At 73.6% G+C, this 19,011-nt stretch carries 18 protein-coding genes; 10 read left to right on the forward strand and 8 right to left on the reverse strand.

Annotation, left to right across the window (positions count from 1 at the left end; genetic code table 11):
- Positions 1–18 precede the first annotated feature (18 nt).
- Positions 19–603 carry a TerD family protein gene (locus tag ABZ861_RS24745; protein WP_361633858.1) on the forward strand — a complete coding sequence of 195 codons (585 nt, stop codon included), beginning with the start codon at positions 19–21 and terminating at the stop codon, positions 601–603.
- 104 nt (positions 604–707) lie between these two features.
- Here ABZ861_RS24745 and ABZ861_RS24750 read toward each other — a convergent pair whose 3' ends face one another.
- Complete coding sequence (locus ABZ861_RS24750; RefSeq protein WP_361633861.1) at positions 708–3,713, reverse strand: LuxR C-terminal-related transcriptional regulator; 3,006 nt, start codon at positions 3,711–3,713, stop codon at positions 708–710.
- Between the two features lie 196 nt (positions 3,714–3,909).
- On the opposite strand from ABZ861_RS24750, the gene ABZ861_RS24755 reads away from it, so the two are divergent.
- On the forward strand, positions 3,910–4,095 hold the full coding sequence (locus ABZ861_RS24755) for a hypothetical protein (protein WP_361633949.1): 186 nt from the start codon (positions 3,910–3,912) through the stop codon (positions 4,093–4,095).
- A gap of 8 nt (positions 4,096–4,103) precedes the next feature.
- On the opposite strand, the gene ABZ861_RS24760 is transcribed toward ABZ861_RS24755, so the two are convergent.
- Complete coding sequence (locus ABZ861_RS24760) at positions 4,104–4,697, reverse strand: potassium channel family protein (RefSeq protein ID WP_361633864.1); 594 nt, start codon at positions 4,695–4,697, stop codon at positions 4,104–4,106.
- Positions 4,698–4,943: 246 nt separating this feature from the next.
- Positions 4,944–5,639: a snapalysin gene (gene snpA / locus ABZ861_RS24765; RefSeq protein WP_361633867.1), complete on the reverse strand. Its 696-nt coding sequence runs from the start codon at positions 5,637–5,639 to the stop codon at positions 4,944–4,946.
- A gap of 183 nt (positions 5,640–5,822) precedes the next feature.
- Here snpA and ABZ861_RS24770 point away from each other — a divergent pair, with 183 nt between their 5' ends.
- On the forward strand, positions 5,823–6,863 hold the full coding sequence (locus ABZ861_RS24770) for a LysR family transcriptional regulator (RefSeq protein ID WP_361633870.1): 1,041 nt from the start codon (positions 5,823–5,825) through the stop codon (positions 6,861–6,863).
- A gap of 225 nt (positions 6,864–7,088) precedes the next feature.
- On the opposite strand, the gene ABZ861_RS24775 is transcribed toward ABZ861_RS24770, so the two are convergent.
- The 3 genes from ABZ861_RS24775 to ABZ861_RS24785 form a co-directional block, all read right to left on the reverse strand.
- Positions 7,089–7,469 (reverse strand): DUF1330 domain-containing protein, encoded by a 381-nt coding sequence (locus tag ABZ861_RS24775; protein WP_361633952.1) that lies wholly within the window; start codon positions 7,467–7,469, stop codon positions 7,089–7,091.
- 92 nt (positions 7,470–7,561) lie between these two features.
- A complete protein-coding gene (locus tag ABZ861_RS24780; RefSeq protein WP_361633873.1) occupies positions 7,562–8,620 on the reverse strand; it encodes an ABC transporter permease in 1,059 nt (352 codons plus the stop codon).
- Between the two features lie 106 nt (positions 8,621–8,726).
- Positions 8,727–12,101: a pyruvate carboxylase gene (locus tag ABZ861_RS24785; protein WP_361633875.1), complete on the reverse strand. Its 3,375-nt coding sequence runs from the start codon at positions 12,099–12,101 to the stop codon at positions 8,727–8,729.
- Positions 12,102–12,333: 232 nt separating this feature from the next.
- On the opposite strand from ABZ861_RS24785, the gene ABZ861_RS24790 reads away from it, so the two are divergent.
- The 4 genes from ABZ861_RS24790 (at position 12,334) to ABZ861_RS24805 (ending at position 14,351) form a co-directional block, all read left to right on the forward strand.
- Positions 12,334–13,149, forward strand: coding sequence for a polysaccharide deacetylase family protein (locus ABZ861_RS24790; protein ID WP_361633878.1), 816 nt, complete (start codon positions 12,334–12,336; stop codon positions 13,147–13,149).
- A gap of 162 nt (positions 13,150–13,311) precedes the next feature.
- Positions 13,312–13,467, forward strand: coding sequence for a DUF6131 family protein (locus ABZ861_RS24795; protein WP_361633881.1), 156 nt, complete (start codon positions 13,312–13,314; stop codon positions 13,465–13,467).
- Between the two features lie 166 nt (positions 13,468–13,633).
- Entirely contained in the window at positions 13,634–14,203 is a 570-nt protein-coding gene (locus ABZ861_RS24800) for an ATP-binding protein (protein WP_361633884.1), read from the forward strand.
- Positions 14,160–14,351, forward strand: coding sequence for an antitoxin (locus ABZ861_RS24805; protein WP_361633887.1), 192 nt, complete (start codon positions 14,160–14,162; stop codon positions 14,349–14,351). The genes ABZ861_RS24800 and ABZ861_RS24805 overlap by 44 nt, the downstream gene beginning before the upstream one ends.
- Before the next feature lie 106 nt (positions 14,352–14,457).
- Here ABZ861_RS24805 and ABZ861_RS24810 read toward each other — a convergent pair whose 3' ends face one another.
- Positions 14,458–15,252 carry an SAM-dependent methyltransferase gene (locus tag ABZ861_RS24810; protein WP_361633889.1) on the reverse strand — a complete coding sequence of 265 codons (795 nt, stop codon included), beginning with the start codon at positions 15,250–15,252 and terminating at the stop codon, positions 14,458–14,460.
- A 319-nt stretch (positions 15,253–15,571) separates the two neighbouring features.
- Here ABZ861_RS24810 and ABZ861_RS24815 point away from each other — a divergent pair, with 319 nt between their 5' ends.
- Positions 15,572–16,045 carry an SPW repeat protein gene (locus ABZ861_RS24815; RefSeq protein ID WP_361633892.1) on the forward strand — a complete coding sequence of 158 codons (474 nt, stop codon included), beginning with the start codon at positions 15,572–15,574 and terminating at the stop codon, positions 16,043–16,045.
- A gap of 219 nt (positions 16,046–16,264) precedes the next feature.
- Here ABZ861_RS24815 and ABZ861_RS24820 read toward each other — a convergent pair whose 3' ends face one another.
- Positions 16,265–17,227, reverse strand: a complete 963-nt coding sequence (locus ABZ861_RS24820) for a DUF5996 family protein (RefSeq protein ID WP_361633895.1) — start codon at positions 17,225–17,227, stop codon at positions 16,265–16,267.
- A 357-nt stretch (positions 17,228–17,584) separates the two neighbouring features.
- On the opposite strand from ABZ861_RS24820, the gene ABZ861_RS24825 reads away from it, so the two are divergent.
- Positions 17,585–17,908 (forward strand): hypothetical protein, encoded by a 324-nt coding sequence (locus ABZ861_RS24825; protein WP_361633898.1) that lies wholly within the window; start codon positions 17,585–17,587, stop codon positions 17,906–17,908.
- 58 nt (positions 17,909–17,966) lie between these two features.
- Positions 17,967–18,779 carry a ribonuclease BN gene (locus tag ABZ861_RS24830; protein WP_361633954.1) on the forward strand — a complete coding sequence of 271 codons (813 nt, stop codon included), beginning with the start codon at positions 17,967–17,969 and terminating at the stop codon, positions 18,777–18,779.
- The last annotated feature ends 232 nt before the right edge of the window (positions 18,780–19,011 follow it).

Genomic DNA, 19,011 nt, shown 5'->3' on the forward strand with positions numbered 1-19,011 from the left:
CCAGAGGATGAACAACGCATGATCACGCTGACCAAGGAAGACGGCCCGGCGGACCTGGACGGAGTGACCCATCTGTCCCTCGGGGTGTCCTGGGACCCCACCGCGGGCGCCAGCGGCGGGGTGATGGGGATGATCCGCCGCAAGACCGGCACCGACCTGGACCTCATCGCCATCGCCATGCAGGGCTCGGAGCCGGTCCGTCTGGCCGGACTCGACTCGCTGGACCCGATGGGCAACGGCTCGCTGGTGCACAGCGGCGACAACCAGACCGGCCGGGGGGACGGCGACGACGAGACGGTCACGGTCGAGTTCTCCCGGATCCCGGCGCACATCACCTCGATCGTCTTCGTCGCCGCCGCGTTCAAGAAGGGGAGTTCGTTCCAGAAGGCGCGCAACATCAGCTTCAAGGTATACGACGCGACCGGCGGCAGCTCCCAGCAGGTCGCCGACATCTGGCCGAGCCTGCTCACCCAGGACAACGGCTGCGCCGTGGCCAAGGCGCTGCGGGTCGGCGGCGTCTGGAAGCTCGAAGTGATCAACTCGACGGGCAAGATCACCCAGGGCGACGAGCACGCCCTGATGCGCTTCGCCATGCGGAAGTAGCCGGCCCGCGCCCAGATCACGACGGCCGGACGTCTCCCGCGCGGGAGGCGCCCGGCCGTCGGCGTCGCGGGTGGGGCCCGAACGGGCGGACGGCGGGCCCGGGTTCACAGCAGGTGCAGCTCCCGGGCTCGGCGGACCGCCTCGTTGCGGCGGTTCACGCCGAGTTTGCGGTACGCGCTCTTCAGGTGCGTCTTGACCGTGTTGACCGAGACGAAGAGGTCGGCGGCGATCTCCTCGGTGGACATGGCCTGCGCGAGCCGCCGCAGCACGTCCCGTTCCCGGCCGCTCAACTCCTCTACGAACGGCGACCGTTCCGGAGCGGGCGGCGCCGCCCCCGGGCGCGGGGTGTCGCCGCCCCGCGCGGCTGTTCCACCCCGCGCGGCCGTATGGGCGCCCTCGGCCGTACCGGTCCGCGCAGGAGTGTTGGTGCGGTCGGCCGCACTGGTGCGTGAAGGGGTGCTGGCGCCCTCGGCCGCGCTGGCCCGCGAAGGGGTGCTGGCGCCCTCGGCCGCATTGGTCCGCCCAGGCGTACTGGTTCGCTCGGTCGTGCTGGTCCGCCCAGGCGTACTGGTTCGCTTGGCCGTCCCGGTCCGCGCGGCGTTCCCGGTCTGCTCGGGCGTCCCGGTCTGCGGCGCGGGCGCCGTCGGCGGCCAGTCCGGGTGCGGGTCGCGCTGTGCGTCCAGGTCTGCGGCTGCGGCCGTGTCTGCGTACGCGTGCAGCAGGCGGCGGCCCCAGGCGCCGGCTTCCGCGAACGGGCCCCGCAGCCCCTCGGGGCGAGCCTCGCGCAGCGCACGGGCGGCCAGCTTGTGCGCGGCAGCGCGGTCGCCGGTGCGTTCCGCGGCCTCGGCGCGGACCAGCAGGGCGCGGACCGTCACCGCGGGCCCGTCGCGCTCGTCGGCGGGCAGGTCGTCGAGGAGGCGGAGGGCGGCGACGGGGTCGCCCGCGGCGAGTCGCGCTCGGGCGGCGGCGACCGCGCAGGCCGCCCGGTGGCAGGCGGGGTCCCGGACCGCTTTCAGGGCCGCCTCGGGACGGCCTTCGGCCAGGTGGGCCGCGGAGACGAGCAGAGCGGTGCAGTCCCGCGCCCAGGGCGAGGCGGCGGTGACGGCGGCCGCGGACTCCGCGGTCCGCAGGGCCGCGCGCACCTGGCCGCGGGCCAACTGGAGGCGCCCCCGGACGAGGACGCGTGCGGCGGCCGTCACCGGGTCCGGTGGCGCGGGCCGCCCGGCCGTCGCCCGTTCCAGCAGGGCCTGGGCGGCGTCCAGCCGGTCCCGGTCGACGGCCACCGCCGCCCGCACCAGGTGCGCCAGTCCGCGGCCGTGGGGCTCGGCGGGGCTGAACCGTTCGGCGTCGCCGAGCGCGGCCACGGCCATGCGTTCGGCGCGCGCGGGCCAGCCGGTGAGGCAGTCGATGAGGGCGAGCTGTTCGAGGGCGTCGTCCCGGGCGGGAGCGGTGGCCGCGGCGCCCGTGGGGGCGGCGGCCGTCCGCAGGGCGGTCCGGGCGTCGTCGAGGCGTCCCGCCCACAGCCGGGCCGCGCCGAGGTGCGCGTGCAGCAGGGCGAGCAGTTCGGGGTGCTCGTCCAGCAGGCGCGGCGGAACGTCCGGCCACGCCCGGCGCGCCTCCCGCGCCGCCTGCTCGGCTTGGTCCGGGGCGCCGGTGAGCCGGGCCGCGAGGACGCGCAGCAGGACGGCGCTGAGCCGGGCCGCCGCCGATCCGCCGCCGTCCCGGCTCAGCGCCGCGCTCGCGCGCTCCAGGGGCGACCGGGCGCGGTCGGCGTCGTCGGCGGCCAGTCCGCGGGCGGCGCGCACGAGGTCGGCTTCCGGACTGCGTGCGTCCGGGGCCATCCGGGCGAACAGCTCGGCCAGGCCGCCGGAGCGGGGTCCGGTGAGGAACTGGCCGATGGCGAGGTCGTCGATGAGGGCGCGGGCGGTGACGTCCCAGTCGCCCGCGGCGGCGCCGTGCGCGAGCGCCTCGGGCAGGCGTCCGGCGTCCCGCAGCCAGCGGGCGGCCCTGCGGTGCAGTGCGCCGTCCTCGCCGGGGCGGCGGACCGTCCGGTGGGCGGCCAGGGTCTCCGCGAACAGCGGGTGGAGGCGGTACCAGCCCTGGTCCAGGCGGTCGACGAACGCGTTCTCCCGGTGCAGGGCGGCGAGCACGGCCTGGGCGTCGTCGCGGCCGGTGAGCGCGTTCGCCAGGTCCGGGCAGAACCGGTCCAGCACGCTCACCCGCAGCAGCAGGTCCTGGGTGGCGGCGGGCAGGCCGTCGAGGACTTCGGCGAGCAGGAAGTCGGCGATCGTGCTCTGCCCGGCCTCGAACTGCTTCAGATACGTCTCGGGGTCCTCGCTCTGCTGTGCGGCGAGGGCGGACAGCCGCAGCCCGGCCGCCCAGCCCCTGGTGCGCTCGACTAGCGCCCGCACGCCTGCGTCCGGCAGGCGCAGCCCGTGCTCTGCCAGCAGGGTCCGCGCCTCCTCGGCGGTGAAGGCCAGCTCCGCGTCCCGGATCTCGGTGAGGGTGCCCTCAGCGCGGTAGCGATGCAGCGGCAGCGTCGGCTCGGTGCGGGTGACCAGGACCAGGTGCAGGCCCCGCCCGGCGTGGCGCAGGACGAAGCCGAGCTGCTCGGCCAGCTCCGGGGCGGTCACCCGGTCGAACTCGTCCAGCACGGCGACCGGGGGCCGGCCGCGTGCGTCCGCGGCCGGGCCGACGGCGCTGAGCTGCGCGGCGAGCCGGGCGAGCAGGGCGTGGTCGACGGGTCCGGCGTCCGCCGGAGCGCCGACGTCCCCGGCCGCGCACACTCCGGCGGCGCGCAGGGACTCCAGGAAGTAGGCCCAGAAGACCCCCGGCGACTGGTGGCAGGCGTCTACGGTGAGCCAGGCGACCTGCTGTCCGAGGCGGGCGGCCCAGTCGGCGACCAGGAGTGTCTTGCCCGCGCCCGCGCCTGCGCTGACCATCGTCAGCGGCGTATCGAGGGCTTGGTCGAGGTGGTCGATCAGGCGGCGCCTGCGCTGGTAGGCGGCCGGCAGCGACGGCACGGTCAGCCGGGTGCGCAGGATCGGGTCGCCCAGGGGATCGAGGGGCTGGCCGGACGGTTCCGGCTCGTTCTCACCGGATGCGGGCATCGCGCTCACCACCACTGTCCGTCATGTCATGAGCAGCGCTTCTCGGGACAGGATCTCAGTGTTCGCGCCCGCCCGCGCGTCGCGCCCGTCTCACCTGCGCGGGCGAGGTCCGCCGGCCGGCCGGGAGGGAGGCCGGCCTCCGGGTGCCGCGTACTCGTCGGCAGGCCATCGCGGAGAGCGGTCGACACGCGGTGGGATCCGCGTCGACGGTTCCCTGACGAAGACGCTGACCAGGGCTTTTCCTGAGCTGGATCATGTGGTGACGTCCGGTCGGACCGTGCTGTCCGGTCCCGTGGTGGACGGCGCGCACCTGTACGGGCTGCTGGGCCGGCGCCAGTCGCTGGGGCTGCGGGTGCTGGAGATGCGCCGCCTGCCCGAGTGAGGCGGCGGCTACCCGGTCGGAGGGTCCGGTCGGCGCCGCAGGCCCCTTTGGACGGCGCCCGTCAGGATCCGGGCGGCCACGCCTACGAGGAGCAGTCCGCCCGCCATCTGGATCATGGCCACGACCCGGCCCGTCTGTGAGCGGGGGGCGATGTCCCCGTAGCCGACGGTGGCGAACGTGCTCAGAGTGAAGTACAGGGCGTCCGTCCTGGTCAGCGGCTCGTTGAAGGAGCCGGGAGAGGTGCGTTCCAGCAGGTAGTAGGCCCCCGCGAACAGCAGCAGGAACAGCGGCAGCGTGGTCGCCAGCACCTCGACGGCCTTCAGCCGGGGGTGCGGGGAGCGGGCGGTGGCCGCCGCCTGCCAGGTGAACAGCGCGGCCACGGCCGCCAGGTCGGCCCCGAGCACGACGGACGTCCTGGCCGTGGCGCGGGCGTCCAGCGGCAGCAGGTAGTAGACGGCGACCAGGGCCGCCGTGAGGCACGCCGAGCGGCCGATGGACACGACGGCCTGCCCGCGCGCCGAGAGCCGGCGGCGCCCCTCGCGGTCCGCGCGCCCGCGCGGCGGCCGCTCCTGCGGGGGCCGACGGGGTGCTGAATCGGTCATCCGGTGTCTCTTCCGTTCCGCTGCCCGGGACGCGGCCGCGCGGGTCCTCTCTGGATCATCGTGGCAGCGGGACGGACGGCCCACACCTCGGGGCGGCCTGACGGCGCAGGACCTCACCCGGTAGGGGCGAGGAGGCGGGAACGACGATGCGGACCGCGGCTCGGCGCCGCGGTCCGCATCGGGTGGGGGGTGCTGTTCCGAGTGGGGCAGGGTTGAGCTAGCGCTGGCCCCGGGCCTCCGAGGAGGTCAGCGCGCCGGGGTCGCCGCGGCGGCGACGGCGGCGGCGAGGCCGTTGGCCCAGAGCTGGTTGACGCGGGCGCGCTCGGCCGAGTTCGGGTAGCGGTTGGTGCACGAAGGGCCGGGGCCGCCGCCGGACATCAGCTCGCTGCACGGGCCGCTGTAGTGGTCGGGCAGACCGAGCACGTGCCCGGTCTCGTGGGCGGCGACGCGGATCGAGTCGTACTGCCGGTTCTGCGCGTAGTCGAGGAAGACGTAGCCGCGGCCGTGGCCGTCGGTGGAGGCGTAGGAGCCCCGCGAGTCGTTGCCCTCGTAGTAGGAGAAGTCGCCGCTGCCCGAGGTCGACGCGAGCTTGACGTTGGACACGGAGCTGTTCCAGATCGAGGCGGCGCTCGATATCTGCGACCGGAAGGTCGGCGCCTGGGAGGGGTTGTAGTACACGGTGACGGACTTCAGGTCCGGGTGGGCGGCCTGCTTCTTCGCGACCGACCGCATCACCGCCTCGAAGAACGCCTTGTTGCCGGCGGCGCTCTCGGCCGAGCCTGCGTACCGCGCCTGACCGGCGGCAGGCCCGGCGGCGGTCGTCTGGGCGCTCGCCGGGGTCGCTGCGCCCAGCGCGGCGGACGCCAGGCCGAGGCCGAGCGCGAAGGCCAGTGATCTCCGGGCGTTCTTCGCGGACTTGGCGCCCGTACGGGACGACGTCATGGGGGCTCCTACTCGTTCTGTGTGGGGTCGGAACGATCGGTTACGCAGGAGTGTCGGGCAGGCCAAGGGGCGTGCGGATGATGGCAGTCGGGGATAGCACCGAACTATCAGGGGCCGACTCGGGCGGTTCCGTCGGGATTTGAACGTCTGGTGCGACGCCCGGGGCCGCCCTACGCTCCCTGCATGGAGCTGGAGGTGAGGCATCTGCGGGTGCTCTGCGCCATCGCCGACACCGGCAGTCTGCACAAGGCGGCCCGGGAACTCGGCATGGCGCAGCCGTCGTTGAGCACCCAGCTACGCCGCATCGAGCACGCGCTCGGCGCCCCGCTGTTCGTCCGGGCGCGCACCGGATGCCGTCCCACGCCTCTGGGGCACGCGGTGCTGAGCCGCGCCCGGCCGCTGGTGGCGGAGTTCGCCGCGATCGTCGCCGAGACCAGGGCGGCGGCCGCCCGTGCGGCCGGCGGGTTCCAGCTCCGCATCGGCGCCACCGCGAGCCGGGCCATCCCCGGCTGGCTGAGCCGTCTGCGCACCCGGACGCCGCGCACCGAGCCGACGCTCCAGATGGACGTGTCCGCGAACGCCCTGCTGGCGATGGTCGCCGCGGGCAGGCTCGACGTGGCCTTCGTGCACGAGGTCGAGGGCGCTGCGCTGCGCGTCCCGCCGGAGCTGTGCCTGCGGGTGCTGGTGGAGCGCGAGCCGCAGTTCGTCACGCTCGCCGCCGGCCATCCGGCGGCGTCCCGGCGGCGGGTGCGGCTCGCGGACCTCGCCGGTGAACGCTGGATGGTCGACTCCACGGTCGACGGCGAGTGGGACGCCCTGTGCCGGATGCTGCGCGGGGCCGGACTGGCGTCCCAGATGCTGCACGGCGACTACCTCACCGCCTACTCGCTGGCCGCGGTCGGCGAGGTGGTGACGGTCAGTCAGCCCACCGCTCTCCCCCGGCCCGACTGCGCCATCCGGCCCTTGGAGGGCGATCCGATCGGCGTGCGGCTGCTGCTCGCGGCTCGCACGGAAGCCGATCTGGACGCCGCCTACCCGGAGTTGGAGGCGTCCTACTGGGAGGCGGCCCGGGAGTCGCGCGCGTATCGGGAGTGGCTGGAGCACGCGAACCCGCCCGGCGCGCCGGGGGTCGCCTCGCCGGGCGCCAGGGCGGCGCGCCACGGCCTCCGCCCCGCACCGGTGCGGTGGAAGCGGCAGCAGACGGCCGGTCTGCCGACGCCGTAGGGGAGCCGGGCAGGGCGGCGGGCGGCGCCGGCGCCTGGACGCCGGTCGGCCGCGAGCCGGTCGATCGCCGCGACGGTCCTCGGGGACGGGCCGGGCAGCGGGTTCCGGGCCGCCCGCGGCCGGTCCGGTCACGCGGGTCGGGACCGGCCCCGCCCCTCGGGGCGCGCGGCCCGCGCAAGCGGGGCCGTCGACCGGGCACGAGGACGCCGGGACCGGACGAAACCCCTATCGTGCGGCCCCTTTGCCGGACAGCGACTCCCCTCCGCCGGACAGCGACTCCCGAAAGACCTTGGCGGTGTCCGCCGGATCGTAGTGCTCGGGGACGCCGGGGACGACGATGATGTCGCCGTCGATGTGACGCGAACGCAGCGGTGCGATCTCCCGGTACGCGGGCGAGTCCCACCAGGCCCACGCCTCGGCCGTGCCGGGGAAGGCGATCACCACGACGTGCCCCGGCCAGTCGCCCTCCTTGACCTCGGGCTGGGCGCCGTGCACCAGGAAGCGGCCGTCGTACGGTGCGAGGGTCTCGGTGATGCGCTCCATGTACTCCGCGATGTCCGGGTGCGGGGCGGCCTCGCGCAGGTGGGCGATGGCGTAGGCGGTCATGGCGTCCTCCGGTCGGTCGCTGGATCTCGGCACGGCGCGATCCTGGCACGCGCCGGAGCCCTCGATCAATGACCTCCCGGGTAGTGGCCGGGTCAGGCCGCGTGGGCCGGGCGGCCCTCGCGGCCGTCGAGGCGCCGGTCCCGCATGAACCAGAAGACGGCGCAGGACAGCACCGCCCAGCCGATCAGGATGACGAACGGCCAGGCGTGCTGGTGGCCTGGGAAGTACACGGCCGTGTGCTGGGCGTTCACCGAGGCGCCGGGCGGCAGCCAGCGGCCGATCTGGCCGAGCAGGGAGGGCAGCAGCGCCCAGGAGACCGCCCCGCCCGAGGAGGGGTTGCCGAGCAGGACCATCAGCCCCCAGGTCGGCAGCATGGCCCAGCGCCCCATGAGCGTGTCGAACATCGAGAAGACCATGCCGGAGGCGAACATCGTCAGCGCCAGGATGGTCCAGGACTCCAGGAACGGCAGGTGCAGTGCGCCGAGCACCCAGTCCACCATCGCGGCGATCACGAACCCGCCGAGCAGGGAGTAGGCCACGGTGAAGGCGATGCGTTCGCCCGGACGGAGCGCCTTCGCGTGCACGTTGAGCTGAATGGCGCCGACGAAGCCGAGGACCGTGGCCGCGAGCGTGATGTAGAACATCGCCAGGCCGCGTGGGTCGCCCTTCTGCAGCGGTTTGAGATCGTGGATCGCGACGGGCACGCCGGTCGCCTTCCCGACCTGGACCGCCGACTGCACGAGCACCTGGGCGACGCTCGCCCCCGAGGCGCCGGAGACGTAGAGGGTGAGGCCGCTCCCGGTGCGGGGGACGTCGAGGACGGCGAACACCTGCTGGTCGTCGACCGCCTGCTCCGCGGCCTCCAGGCTGCTGTACGGGCGGGTGCGCAGGGAGGCGGACAGGGCCTTCTCCATGCCGGCCGCGAAGCGCTTGGTCCTGTCCTGGTCGTAGGCCCCGACGACCGCGGTGGGGATGGAGTGCGGGGTGGGGTTGGCCATGGCGTAGGTGTAGGAGCCGGCGAAGAGTCCGGCCGCGACGGCGAGGATGAGCACCAGCACGCTCGCGGGCAGGAAGGGGGACGCGCGGAAGGCGGCCCAACGCTCGGCGGCGGTGGGCGGGCGGCCATGCCCCCCATGTGAGGAATCGGACATATGGCCCACGCTAGTGCTGCGGCCGGAAAGGTTCACCGGCTCGCGGCGCCGCGCCCGCCGACGCACGCCGTGACGGCGGGCCGCCGCGAGCGGCCCGACTGACCGGTCAGGCGATCTCGATCAGCAGGTCGCCGCCCTCCACCTGCTGGATCCGGTTGACGGCCAGCCGGGTGACGCGCCCGGCCCGGGGGGCGGTGATCGCGGCCTCCATCTTCATCGCCTCGATGGTGGCCACGGTCGCCCCGGCGTCGACCTGGTCGCCCTCGGCGACCGCGAGCGTCACCACGCCGGCGAACGGCGCCGCCACGTGGCCGGGGTCGCTCCGGTCGGCCTTCTCCGTCGCCGGGACGTCGGAGGCGGCGGCGTCGTCGCGCACCTGGATCGGGCGGAGCTGGCCGTTGAGGGAGGACATCACGGTGCGCATGCCGCGCTCGTCCGCCTCACCGACCGCCTGGAGTTCGATCAGCAGCCGGACGCCGGGTTCGAGGTCGACGGCGTACTCGGTGGCGGGGCTCAGCCCGTAGAAGAAGTCCTTGCTGTCCAGGACGCTGGTGTCGCCGAAGCTCTGGCGGTGGTTCTCGAAGTCGCGCGTCGGGCCGGGGAAGAGCAGCCGGTTGAGGGTGGCGCGCGGGGACTTCTCCAGGCCCGCGCGGTCCTCCTCGGTCAGCTCGGCCACCGGCTTGGCCTCGGCGCGTCCCTGCAACGCCCTGGTGCGGAACGGCTCCGGCCAGCCGCCGGGCGGGGTGCCCAGCTCGCCGCGCAGGAAGCCGATGACGGAGTCGGGGATGTCGAACCGGTTCGGCTCCTGCTCGAACCGCTCCGGGGACACCCCGGCGCCGACCAGATGCAGCGCGAGGTCTCCGACGACCTTGGAGGAGGGGGTCACCTTGACCAGCCGGCCCAGGATGCGGTCGGCGGCGGCGTACATCGCCTCGATGTCCTCGAACCGGTCGCCCAGGCCCAGCGCGACCGCCTGGGTGCGCAGGTTGGAGAGCTGGCCGCCGGGGATCTCGTGGTGGTAGACGCGCCCGGTCGGCGAGGCGAGGCCCGCCTCGAAGGGCGCGTAGATCTTGCGGACGCTCTCCCAGTACGGCTCCAGGTCGCCGACCGCCTTGAGGTCCAGGCCGGTGGGGCGGTCGGAGTGGTCGGTGGCCGCGACGATCGCCGAGAGCGAGGGCTGCGAGGTGCTGCCCGCCATCGAGGCGACCGCGCCGTCCACCGCGTCGGCGCCCGCCTGGATCGCGGCCAGGTACGTGGCGAGCTGGCCGCCCGCCGTGTCGTGCGTGTGCAGGTGGACCGGGAGGTCGAACTCGCGGCGCAGCGCCGAGACGAGGGCGGCCGCGGCGGGCGCGCGCAGCAGCCCCGCCATGTCCTTGACGGCCAGCACATGCGCCCCGGCGTCGACGATCCGCTCCGCCAGGCGGAGGTAGTAGTCCAGCGTGTACAGCCGTTCGGCGGGGTCGGAGAGGTCCGCGGTGTAGCAGAGGGCGACCTCGGCGACGGCCGTGCCGGTCTGCCGTACGGCGTCGATGGCGGGGCGCATCTGATCGACGTCGTTGAGCGCGTCGAAGACGCGGAAGACGTCGATGCCGGTGGCCGCGGCCTCCTGCACGAAGGCGTCGGTGACCTCGGTCGGGTACGGCGTGTACCCGACGGTGTTGCGGCCGCGCAGCAGCATCTGGAGGCAGATGTTGGGCGCCGCCTCGCGCAGCGCGGCCAGCCGCTCCCAGGGGTCCTCGGCGAGGAAGCGCAGGGCGACGTCGTAGGTGGCGCCGCCCCAGCACTCCAGGGAGAGCAGCTCGGGCAGGGTGCGGGCGACGACCGGGGCGACGGCCAGCAGGTCCTTGGTGCGCACCCTCGTGGCGAGCAGCGACTGGTGGGCGTCGCGGAAGGTGGTGTCGGTGACGCCGATGGTCGGGGACTCGCGCAGCGCGCGGGCGAAGCCCTCGGGGCCGAGTGCGATCAGGCGCTGCCGGGAGCCGGCGGGGGGCTCGCCCGCGGGCAGCGGCGGCAGCTTGGTCACCGGGTCGACGGAGTCGGGGCGTTCGCCGTGCGGCCTGTTGACGGTGACGTCGGCGAGGTAGGTGAGCAGTTTGGTGCCGCGGTCGGCGGAAGAGCGGGCCGTGAGCAGGTACGGGCGCTGCTCGATGAACGACGTCGTGACCCGTCCGGCCTGGAAGTCCGGGTCGTCCAGGACGGCTTGGAGGAAGGGGATGTTGGTCGCGACTCCGCGGATGCGGAACTCGGCGACCGCGCGCCGGGCCCGGCCGATCGCGGTGCTGAAGTCCCTTCCCCGGCAGGTGAGTTTGACCAGCATGGAGTCGAAGTGCGCGCTGATCTCGGTGCCGGCGTGGGTGGTTCCGCCGTCCAGGCGGATGCCGGAGCCGCCGGGTGAGCGGTAGGCGCTGATCTGGCCGGTGTCGGGACGGAAGCCGTTGGCGGGGTCCTCGGTGGTGATCCGGCACTGGAGTGCGGCGCCGCGCAACCGCACGGTGTCCTGGGCGAGTCCGAGGTCGGCCAGGCTCTCCCCGGCGGCGATGCGCAACTGGGCCTGGACCAGGTCGACGTCGGTGACCTCCTCGGTCACGGTGTGCTCGACCTGGATGCGCGGGTTCATCTCGATGAACACGTGGTTGCCGTCGCGGTCGAGCAGGAACTCCACGGTGCCCGCGTTGCGGTAGCCGATCTCGCGGGCGAAGCGCACGGCGTCGGCGCAGATCCGCTCGCGCAGCTCCGGGTCGAGGTTCGGCGCGGGCGCCATCTCGATGACCTTCTGGTGGCGGCGCTGGAGCGAGCAGTCGCGCTCGAAGAGGTGGATGACGTCGCCGTCGCCGTCGGCGAGGATCTGCACCTCGATGTGGCGCGGCTCGATGACTGCCTTCTCCAGGAAGACGGTGGGGTCGCCGAACGCGGACGCCGCCTCGCGGGAGGCGGCCTCGATGGACTCGCGCAGCGCGGCCGGCTCCCCGACGCGGCGCATGCCGCGCCCGCCGCCGCCGGCCACGGCCTTGACGAAGACGGGGAAGCCGATGTCCTCGGCGGCGCGGACCAGTTCGTCGACGTCGGTGGAGGGCGCCGAGGAGCCGAGCACCGGTACGCCGGCGGCGCGGGCGGCGGCCACCGCGCGCGCCTTGTTGCCGGTCAGTTCGAGCGTGGCGGCGTCGGGTCCGACGAAGGCGATGCCCGCCTCCTCGCAGGCGCGCGCCAGTTCGGGGTTCTCGGAGAGGAATCCGTAGCCCGGGTAGACGGCGTCCGCACCCGCACGGCGGGCGGCCCGGACGATCTCCGCCACGGAGAGGTAGGCGCGCACAGGATGGCCCGGCTCGCCGATCTCATAGGCCTCGTCGGCCTTCAACCGGTGCAGCGAGTTGCGGTCCTCGTGCGGGAAGACGGCGACGGTGCGCGCGCCCAGCTCGTACCCGGCGCGGAACGCGCGGATCGCGATCTCGCCGCGGTTGGCGACCAGTACCTTGCGGAACATCCTGGATCCCTTCGGGCCTGCCGGTGAGGATGCCCATGGTGGCGGCGGCGTCCGCCGCACGCCATGTGAGCCGGGCCACTGCCTCCCGCTCCCCCGCGGCCGTCTCCCCCGCTTGTCACCGTTTTCCGCTGGAGAATGTCCGAGTTCGGCAACAGCGGGATCCGGGGCCGCCGTTCCGCCGTCCTGCCGGGTGCGAAGGCGGTACGGGGACGGCGGAGAACGGGGGACGGCCATGGTGCGGTACGGCGGGGAACGGGGTCGGGGACAGCACGGCCGGGTGCTCGCGGCGGCGATCGGGGTGACCGCGCTGGCCGCCGCGACGTCGGTCTGGACCGCTTCGGCGGATCCGGTCGTGGGGCGCACCGCGCGCACGGGCGCCGCGGCGGCGCCCGCCGCGCAGGGTGCGGGCCCCGGCGCCGCTCAGGGGACGGGGGCACGGCAGCGGGTGTCCGCGTCGATCGCGCACGCCTCGGACCGCGGCGCGCGGGGCGTCGACATCACGATCGACGACGGGCCGGACCCGGTGTGGACGCCTCAAGTGCTGCGAGTGCTGCGGGAGAACGGCGTGAAGGCCACCTTCTGCATGGTGGGGACGCAGGCGAAGGCCCACCCGGACCTGGTCGAGGCGGTGGTGGCGGCCGGGCACCGGCTGTGCGACCACACCGTGTCGCACGACACCGGGATGGACCGCAAGCCGCCGTCCTACCAGGCGCGGGAGATCATCGACGCCGCACGCATGATCACCGAGGCGTCCGGGGGCGTCCGGCCGGTGTACTACCGGGCGCCGGGCGGCGCGTTCACCCCGTACAGCCGCTCGCTCGCCGCCTCCCACGGGATGCGGCCGCTGGGCTGGAACGTGGACAGCGAGGACTTCAGGCGTCCGGGCAGCGCCGCCATCGTGGCGACCGTCGAGAGGGAGATCGCGAACGGCCCGACGGTGCTCTTCCACGACGCGGGCGGCGACCGCGCGCAGACGGTGGCCGCCCTGCGCGAGGTGCTGCCGTGGCTGAGGCGGCAGGGGTACGTCTTCGGGTTCCCGGTGCGCTGAGCGCGGGGTCGACCGGTGCGCCGAGCCCGAGAGGGGGGGCGGGGCGGCGGATGTAGGCGGGGACGGGACCTGAGCGGAGGGGGCGGGCGTTTCGTTATGTATCCGTCAGGGCCGCTTCGGGTGCACAGTGGAGGAAGCACTATCCCCTGACAGGAGGCGGCCATGATCCTCCTCGGAGTCATCCTTCTCGTCGTCGGTTTCGTGACCGGCATTTCCATTCTCTGGACGATCGGCATCATCCTCGCCGTGATCGGCGCGGTGCTGTGGATTCTGGGCGCGATGGGCCACGCGGTGGCCGGGCGCAGGCACTACTGGTGAGCGACGGGAGCCGTCGGACTGCCGCGGCGCCGGTCGCCGTCCGATTCCGCTGCGCCGGTCGGGGGGCGCGGACCGGCTCCGCGGACGGACGCGGTCTAATCGTCGCGGGGTGGGGTAGCCGCAAAGGCGGAAGAAGTAACGCAGTGTGACAGTTTGAGGCAACCATATGGCCGTCCCGCTTAGGCAGAAGGCGTCGGATGAGCCGGAACGGAACAGGAACGCGCGAGGCGAGCTGCGCTGGAACGCCGCATGGCACAGCGGTGCGATCAGCGCCGCGGAGACCCGCGCAGCCGTCGCCGCGTTCCTGGTCCGCGTCCGCGAGACCGGCGGCGCCCTCGTTTCCGACCGCGTGATCCAAGACGCGCAACTCGTGGTCAGCGAGTTGATCACGAATGTCGTCCGGCACGCTCCCGGAGCGTGCGGGCTGTCCGTGGAGGTGCGGCCCGACCAAGGGCGCCTGCTGATCGGCGTCTGGGACGCCTCGCCCCTGCCTCCGCGCCCCCGGCCACGGGACGCGCACCGGATCGGCGGTCACGGTCTGGAGATCGTCGGGGCGCTCAGCGACGTCATGACGGTCACGAACCGTCATCCCGGCAAGGAGATCAGTGTGCGGATGTCGCTGCTCGCTGCGGATGCGTCCCCCGCGGCGGTCGGCCATGCTGAGAGGGAACCCCGCCGTGAAGGAGCGCGCGATGAGCATGATGGACAAGCTCAAGGGACTGCTCAAGGGGCATGAAGAGCAGGCCGGCAAGGGCATCGACAAGGGCGGTGACTACGTCGACGAGCGGACCCAGGGCAAGTACCGCGGCCAGATGGACACCGCTCAGGACCGGCTGAAGGACCAGCTCGGCGACCAGAACCGGGGTCCCGACCAGCCGCGATGACGACACTGGCCCTCACCGGGAAGCCCTCGCGGCCCGCGGTGCGGGCCGCTGTCCGTGTCATCGACGACTTCGGTGCGCCCGGCGGTTCCTGTGTTCCGGCACTGGCTCAGGGCACGCGGGCGACGGCGGCGTAGACGCCGCTCTCCTCGGACTCCGGCGCCGGGGCCGTCCTGAACCACTCGGGGGCGGTGACCAGACCGGGCTCGACGACGTCCAGGCCGTCGAAGAAGCGGGCCACCTCGTCGCGGGTGCGGAAGCCCAGGCGGATGCCGCCCTTGGCGTATTCCTCGGTGACCTGCGCCGACAGCTCCGGGAACAGGTCGGACGAGGCGTGCGAGAGCACCAGGTAACTGCCCGAGGGGAGCGCGGCGCGCAGCTCGCGCACGATGCCGTGGGCGTCCTGGTCGTCGGGGATGAAGTGCATCAGCGCGATGAGCGACAGCACGATCGGGCGGTCGAAGTCGAGCACCTTCCGGGCGTGCTCCAGGATCTGGTCCGGCCGGCGCACGTCGGCCTCGATGTAGTCGGTGGCGCCCTCGGGCCGGCTGACCAGCAACGCCTCCGCGTGCCGCAGCACGATCGGGTCGTTGTCCGTGTAGACGATCTTGGCGGTGGGCACGATCCGCTGGACGATCTGGTGCAGGTTCGGCTCGGTCGGAATGCCCGTGCCGACGTCGAGGAACTGGTCCAGCCCCTGTCCGGCGAGCCACGCCGCCGCGCGCTGCATGAAGTCGCGGTTCTGGCGGGCGCCGGAGTGCGCCTCCGGCGGCAGCATCCGCCCGACGGCCTCGTCCACCGGGTAGTTGTCCTTGCCGCCGAGCAGCCAGTCGTACACCCGGGCCGGGTGAGCCTTGCTGGTGTCTATCTGCGGGACCGGGGTGTCGGGTGTTCCGTTCGTCATGGCGGACTCCGTCGTGCGAGGGCGCGAGCAGGGATGTCGATCACCGCAGTCTCGCACATCATGTCCCCTGCCGAGACGTGCAGTTGCCCCTTCGCCGCCCGCTCCCCCGGCGCGGGTGCGGCGCCCTCGCCGCCGGGGCCGAAGGCCGGACGCCGCACGTCGCGCGTACGTCGCCGCGCGCGGCCGGGCCGGTCGCGCCGCGCTGTGGCCCCCTCCACCAGCAAAACCCACCTAATGGTATAAAAGCCGCATAAGTCACTCAAACAGGGGAAGACCAGTCTCAGGCAAGGCTTTCCTCTGGGAGAGGAGACGACAGCACATGTCGTATCCACATCGCTCCAGTGACGTGGGCGCTCATCAGGAGATGATGGGCACGCATCCTGAGATGGACGAGATGCGCCAGCGACTCGCGCGCACGGCGTCCAGCGGCCCCGCAGTGGCCATCGAGGGTCTGGTCCTGCTGACCGGGCTCTACGCCGCCATCTCCCCCTGGGTCGTGCACTTCGCGATCCAGTCGACCCTGACCGTCAACAACCTGATCATCGGGCTCGCCATCGGCGCCATCGGGCTCGGACTGGCCTTGGCCCCGGAACGCATGTTCCGCATGGCGTGGGCGCTGGTCCCGCTCGGCGTATGGCTGTTCATCTCGCCCTGGGTGGTGACGCTCACGCACAGCGCGCGGGCGGGCATCATCTGGAACAACTGCTGGACGGGCGCGGTCACCGTAGTGCTGGGGATGGCCGCCCTGGGCCTCACCATCGGCTTGGCGCGGCGCAGCCGTCATCACCACTGAACCACTGACCCCTTCACCCCTTCACCCCTTCACGCCCACTCGGCGCACAGGGCGAGCCGTGTCCACGAGGCAGCCTCGGGGACACGGCTCGTCGCGCGTCACGCTGCGTGGCGCAGGGGCCGTCTTGGTGCGTGGCGCAAGGGTCGTCTTGGTGCATGGGGCAACGGTCGTCGGCGGCCGCAGCCCGGCGGGAAGGGGCGGATACGGTTCGACTCCGGCTCAGCTCCGCACGGGCGTGCCCGGCTGATGCTCGCTCATGTACCAGCCGTCGACTCGCGGGTCGACGAGGTCGGCCGGCCAGCCGGCTGTCGCGACCGCCGCGTCGTAGACGGCGTCGCCGAAGGCCACGATCGCCGCGCGGGGGTCCGGCGCCCGGCGCAGCGCCTCCCACGGCAGCAGCGCCAGTCCCGCGTCGGGATGCCAGGCGGCGCCCTCGACGCCCCAGGACCGGTCCGCCAAGCCCTTCGGCTGCGGCCAGATGTAGGCGTACATGCCGATGTCCAGCGGGCTCCCGCCGCCGCTGTGCGTGTTGTCGAAGGAGAACCCCACCGACACATACTCGTGCAACTGGGCGTTGCGCTGGAACGGCGGCCCTTCGGGCCCGGGGGCCGTGCGGTCCGGGCGCCACCGGGTCGCGGAGAGGTCGAAGCCGCCCCACATCACGCCGACGCGCGGGCGGTGCCCGAGGAACGGCGCCTGCCACGCTTCGAGGCCGTCCGCGGCCCGGTCGAAGGCCTCCCACATCAGGCGCGCCGAGCGGGCGTCCCACACCCTCTCCACACCGTCGTCCTCGAAGTGCGGCGGGGCCTGGGGGATCTCGCAGATGCGGTCGCTGCGCGGATGCGGTACGCCGAGCTGGCCCGCGGTCTCGCAGAACGCGGCGTAGAAGTCGGCGACCGAGGTCCTGGCCAGCGACAGGGTGCGCGAGCCGCGGTCGCTCTCGATGACCACCTCGCCGTCGAGCAGCCGGTAGTGCACCGAGAAGGTCACCCCGTCCCGCCGGAACGGCGGGGTGCACAGGCCGCGCGGGGTGACCTCCAGGACGATGTTCCCCCAGCCCACCTCGAAGGGTTCGTCCAGCGAGTACTTGCCCGCGACCTGCACCACCCGGTTCACGTACTCGGTCATCGGCGCGAGTTCCGCGTGGTCCAGCACCGGCCACGCCTCGGCATGTTCGCTCACGGGGGCCTCCCAACGGACGGAGGAGTCGTCGTGGACCGGCTGCGTCGACGGCGCCGGAATCAGGCCGCTGGGGACGCGCCCGGCCTGCGGCCTGCTCACACCCGCAGATTCTTCCACGCGCCTTGGGGGGTGTCTCCCCGATCTTGGCGGGCCGCCGGGCGATGCGCGAGGGACATCTCCCTCCGGCGCCGCGAGGCATGCCGCCCGGGTGAGCGTCGGCGCCGGGGATTTCCGCGTCATCGGCGGCCGCGGGGGGTACTGCGGAGTCTGCGGACCTCCCGGTCCCGCGCGGACCCAGGGCGGCGACCGTCGCGCGGGCCGCGTCCGGGGCGTACCGCCGGATCCGAAGGAGTCATCGTGAACGTCGAACGCGCACACGCGGAGATCGAGAAGCAGCCCAGGACGATCGAGGAGCGGCCCGCGACGCGCGATCCCTTGCGGGTAGCCGAACTCACGACGTTCCAGCAGATCGGCGTGGCGCGGCCCGGTGCGGGACGGCGGCGGGCCGGCTCGGAGCGGCGGCCCGCCGCGTATCCGCTCCCGCCCGCGGCCCGCGTCCCCGTACCGCTCGCGCTCTCGCTCGTACCGCTCGCCTTCCCGTCCGCACGCGCCGCCGCTGTCTCCACCGAGCGCCCCCGGCCGTTCCCGACGGTGAGCGAGCGGCCTGCGGGGTGCGGTTAGGGACGCGGAGGGCGACGGGCGGATCGCGAAGCGGCGGATGAGCGGCCATCTCGCGCGGATGAAGCGGACGGTGCTGGAGTGGGAGCACCGGCTCGCCGCGCTGACGCTCGTCCGGCGCGGCCGCGATCTGGAGCTGATGCACCGCGCGATGGGCTTCGCCACCCTCTCCCTGGTGACGCTGGCGCCGCTGCTCATCTTCATCGCCGCCGCCGACCCGCTCGGCGAGGGCGGTTTCGCCTCCTGGCTGGTCGACGGCATGGGCCTGTCCGGCCGTTCCGCCCGCGCCGTCAGCGACATCATCAACCCGCCGGTGAGAGTGATAGGCACCACCAGCGTCTGGGGCGGGGTCCTGCTCGCCGTGTTCGGCGTGTCCTTCGCCGGCAGCGTGCAGAACGGCTACGAACGGATCTGGGGACTGCCTCCCGGGCCGTGGCACCGCGTGTGGCGGCAGGCGACCTGGCTGGCCGTCATGACCGCCTACCTGTACCAGGAGATCCTCAACGGGCACGAGTTCCACGGTCCGCCGCGGATCGCGGTGTCGGCGACCACCGGCGCGCTCTTCTTCTGGTGGGGCCAGCGCTTCCTGCTCGGCGGTCAGGTTCCGTGGCGCGCTCTGCTGCCGGGCGCGCTCGCCACCATGGTGGGCCTGGGGGGCCTGCGGTACTTCTCCTATCTGGTGTTCACCCCGCTCATCGTCGACAACGCGGTCAGTTACGGCACGGTCGGGATCGTGCTGGTGGTGACGTCCTGGCTCACCGGGGTCGGTTTCGTGGTCTTCGGGGGCGCGATGTTCGGCCGCTGGTTCTGGGACCACCATCACCGGGCGCCGCAGGCGGGGCGGCCGGCACAGCGGCAGTCGCATGCCTCGTAGTCCGCGGTCCGGGCGGGCCGCGCGAGGCGAGGGCGTCCGGCGGCGCGAACGGCGGGATACTGTGTGACCAAACCGCCCAAACCGGGCCCTTGGTCGCCGCGGCGTCGTCCGCCGCACCCGGGGTCCGCCGTCGCAGCCGAGGTCGGCCATCGTGCTCCCTGCGCTCCCTGTCCTCTCCGGCGTCCTGTCCGCCGCCGCGCCTCCGCTGCGGCGGGCAGGGCGGCCACGGCCC

The organism is Streptomyces sp. NPDC046985, from assembly GCF_040644415.1.
Classification (GTDB): Bacteria; Actinomycetota; Actinomycetes; order Streptomycetales; family Streptomycetaceae; genus Streptomyces.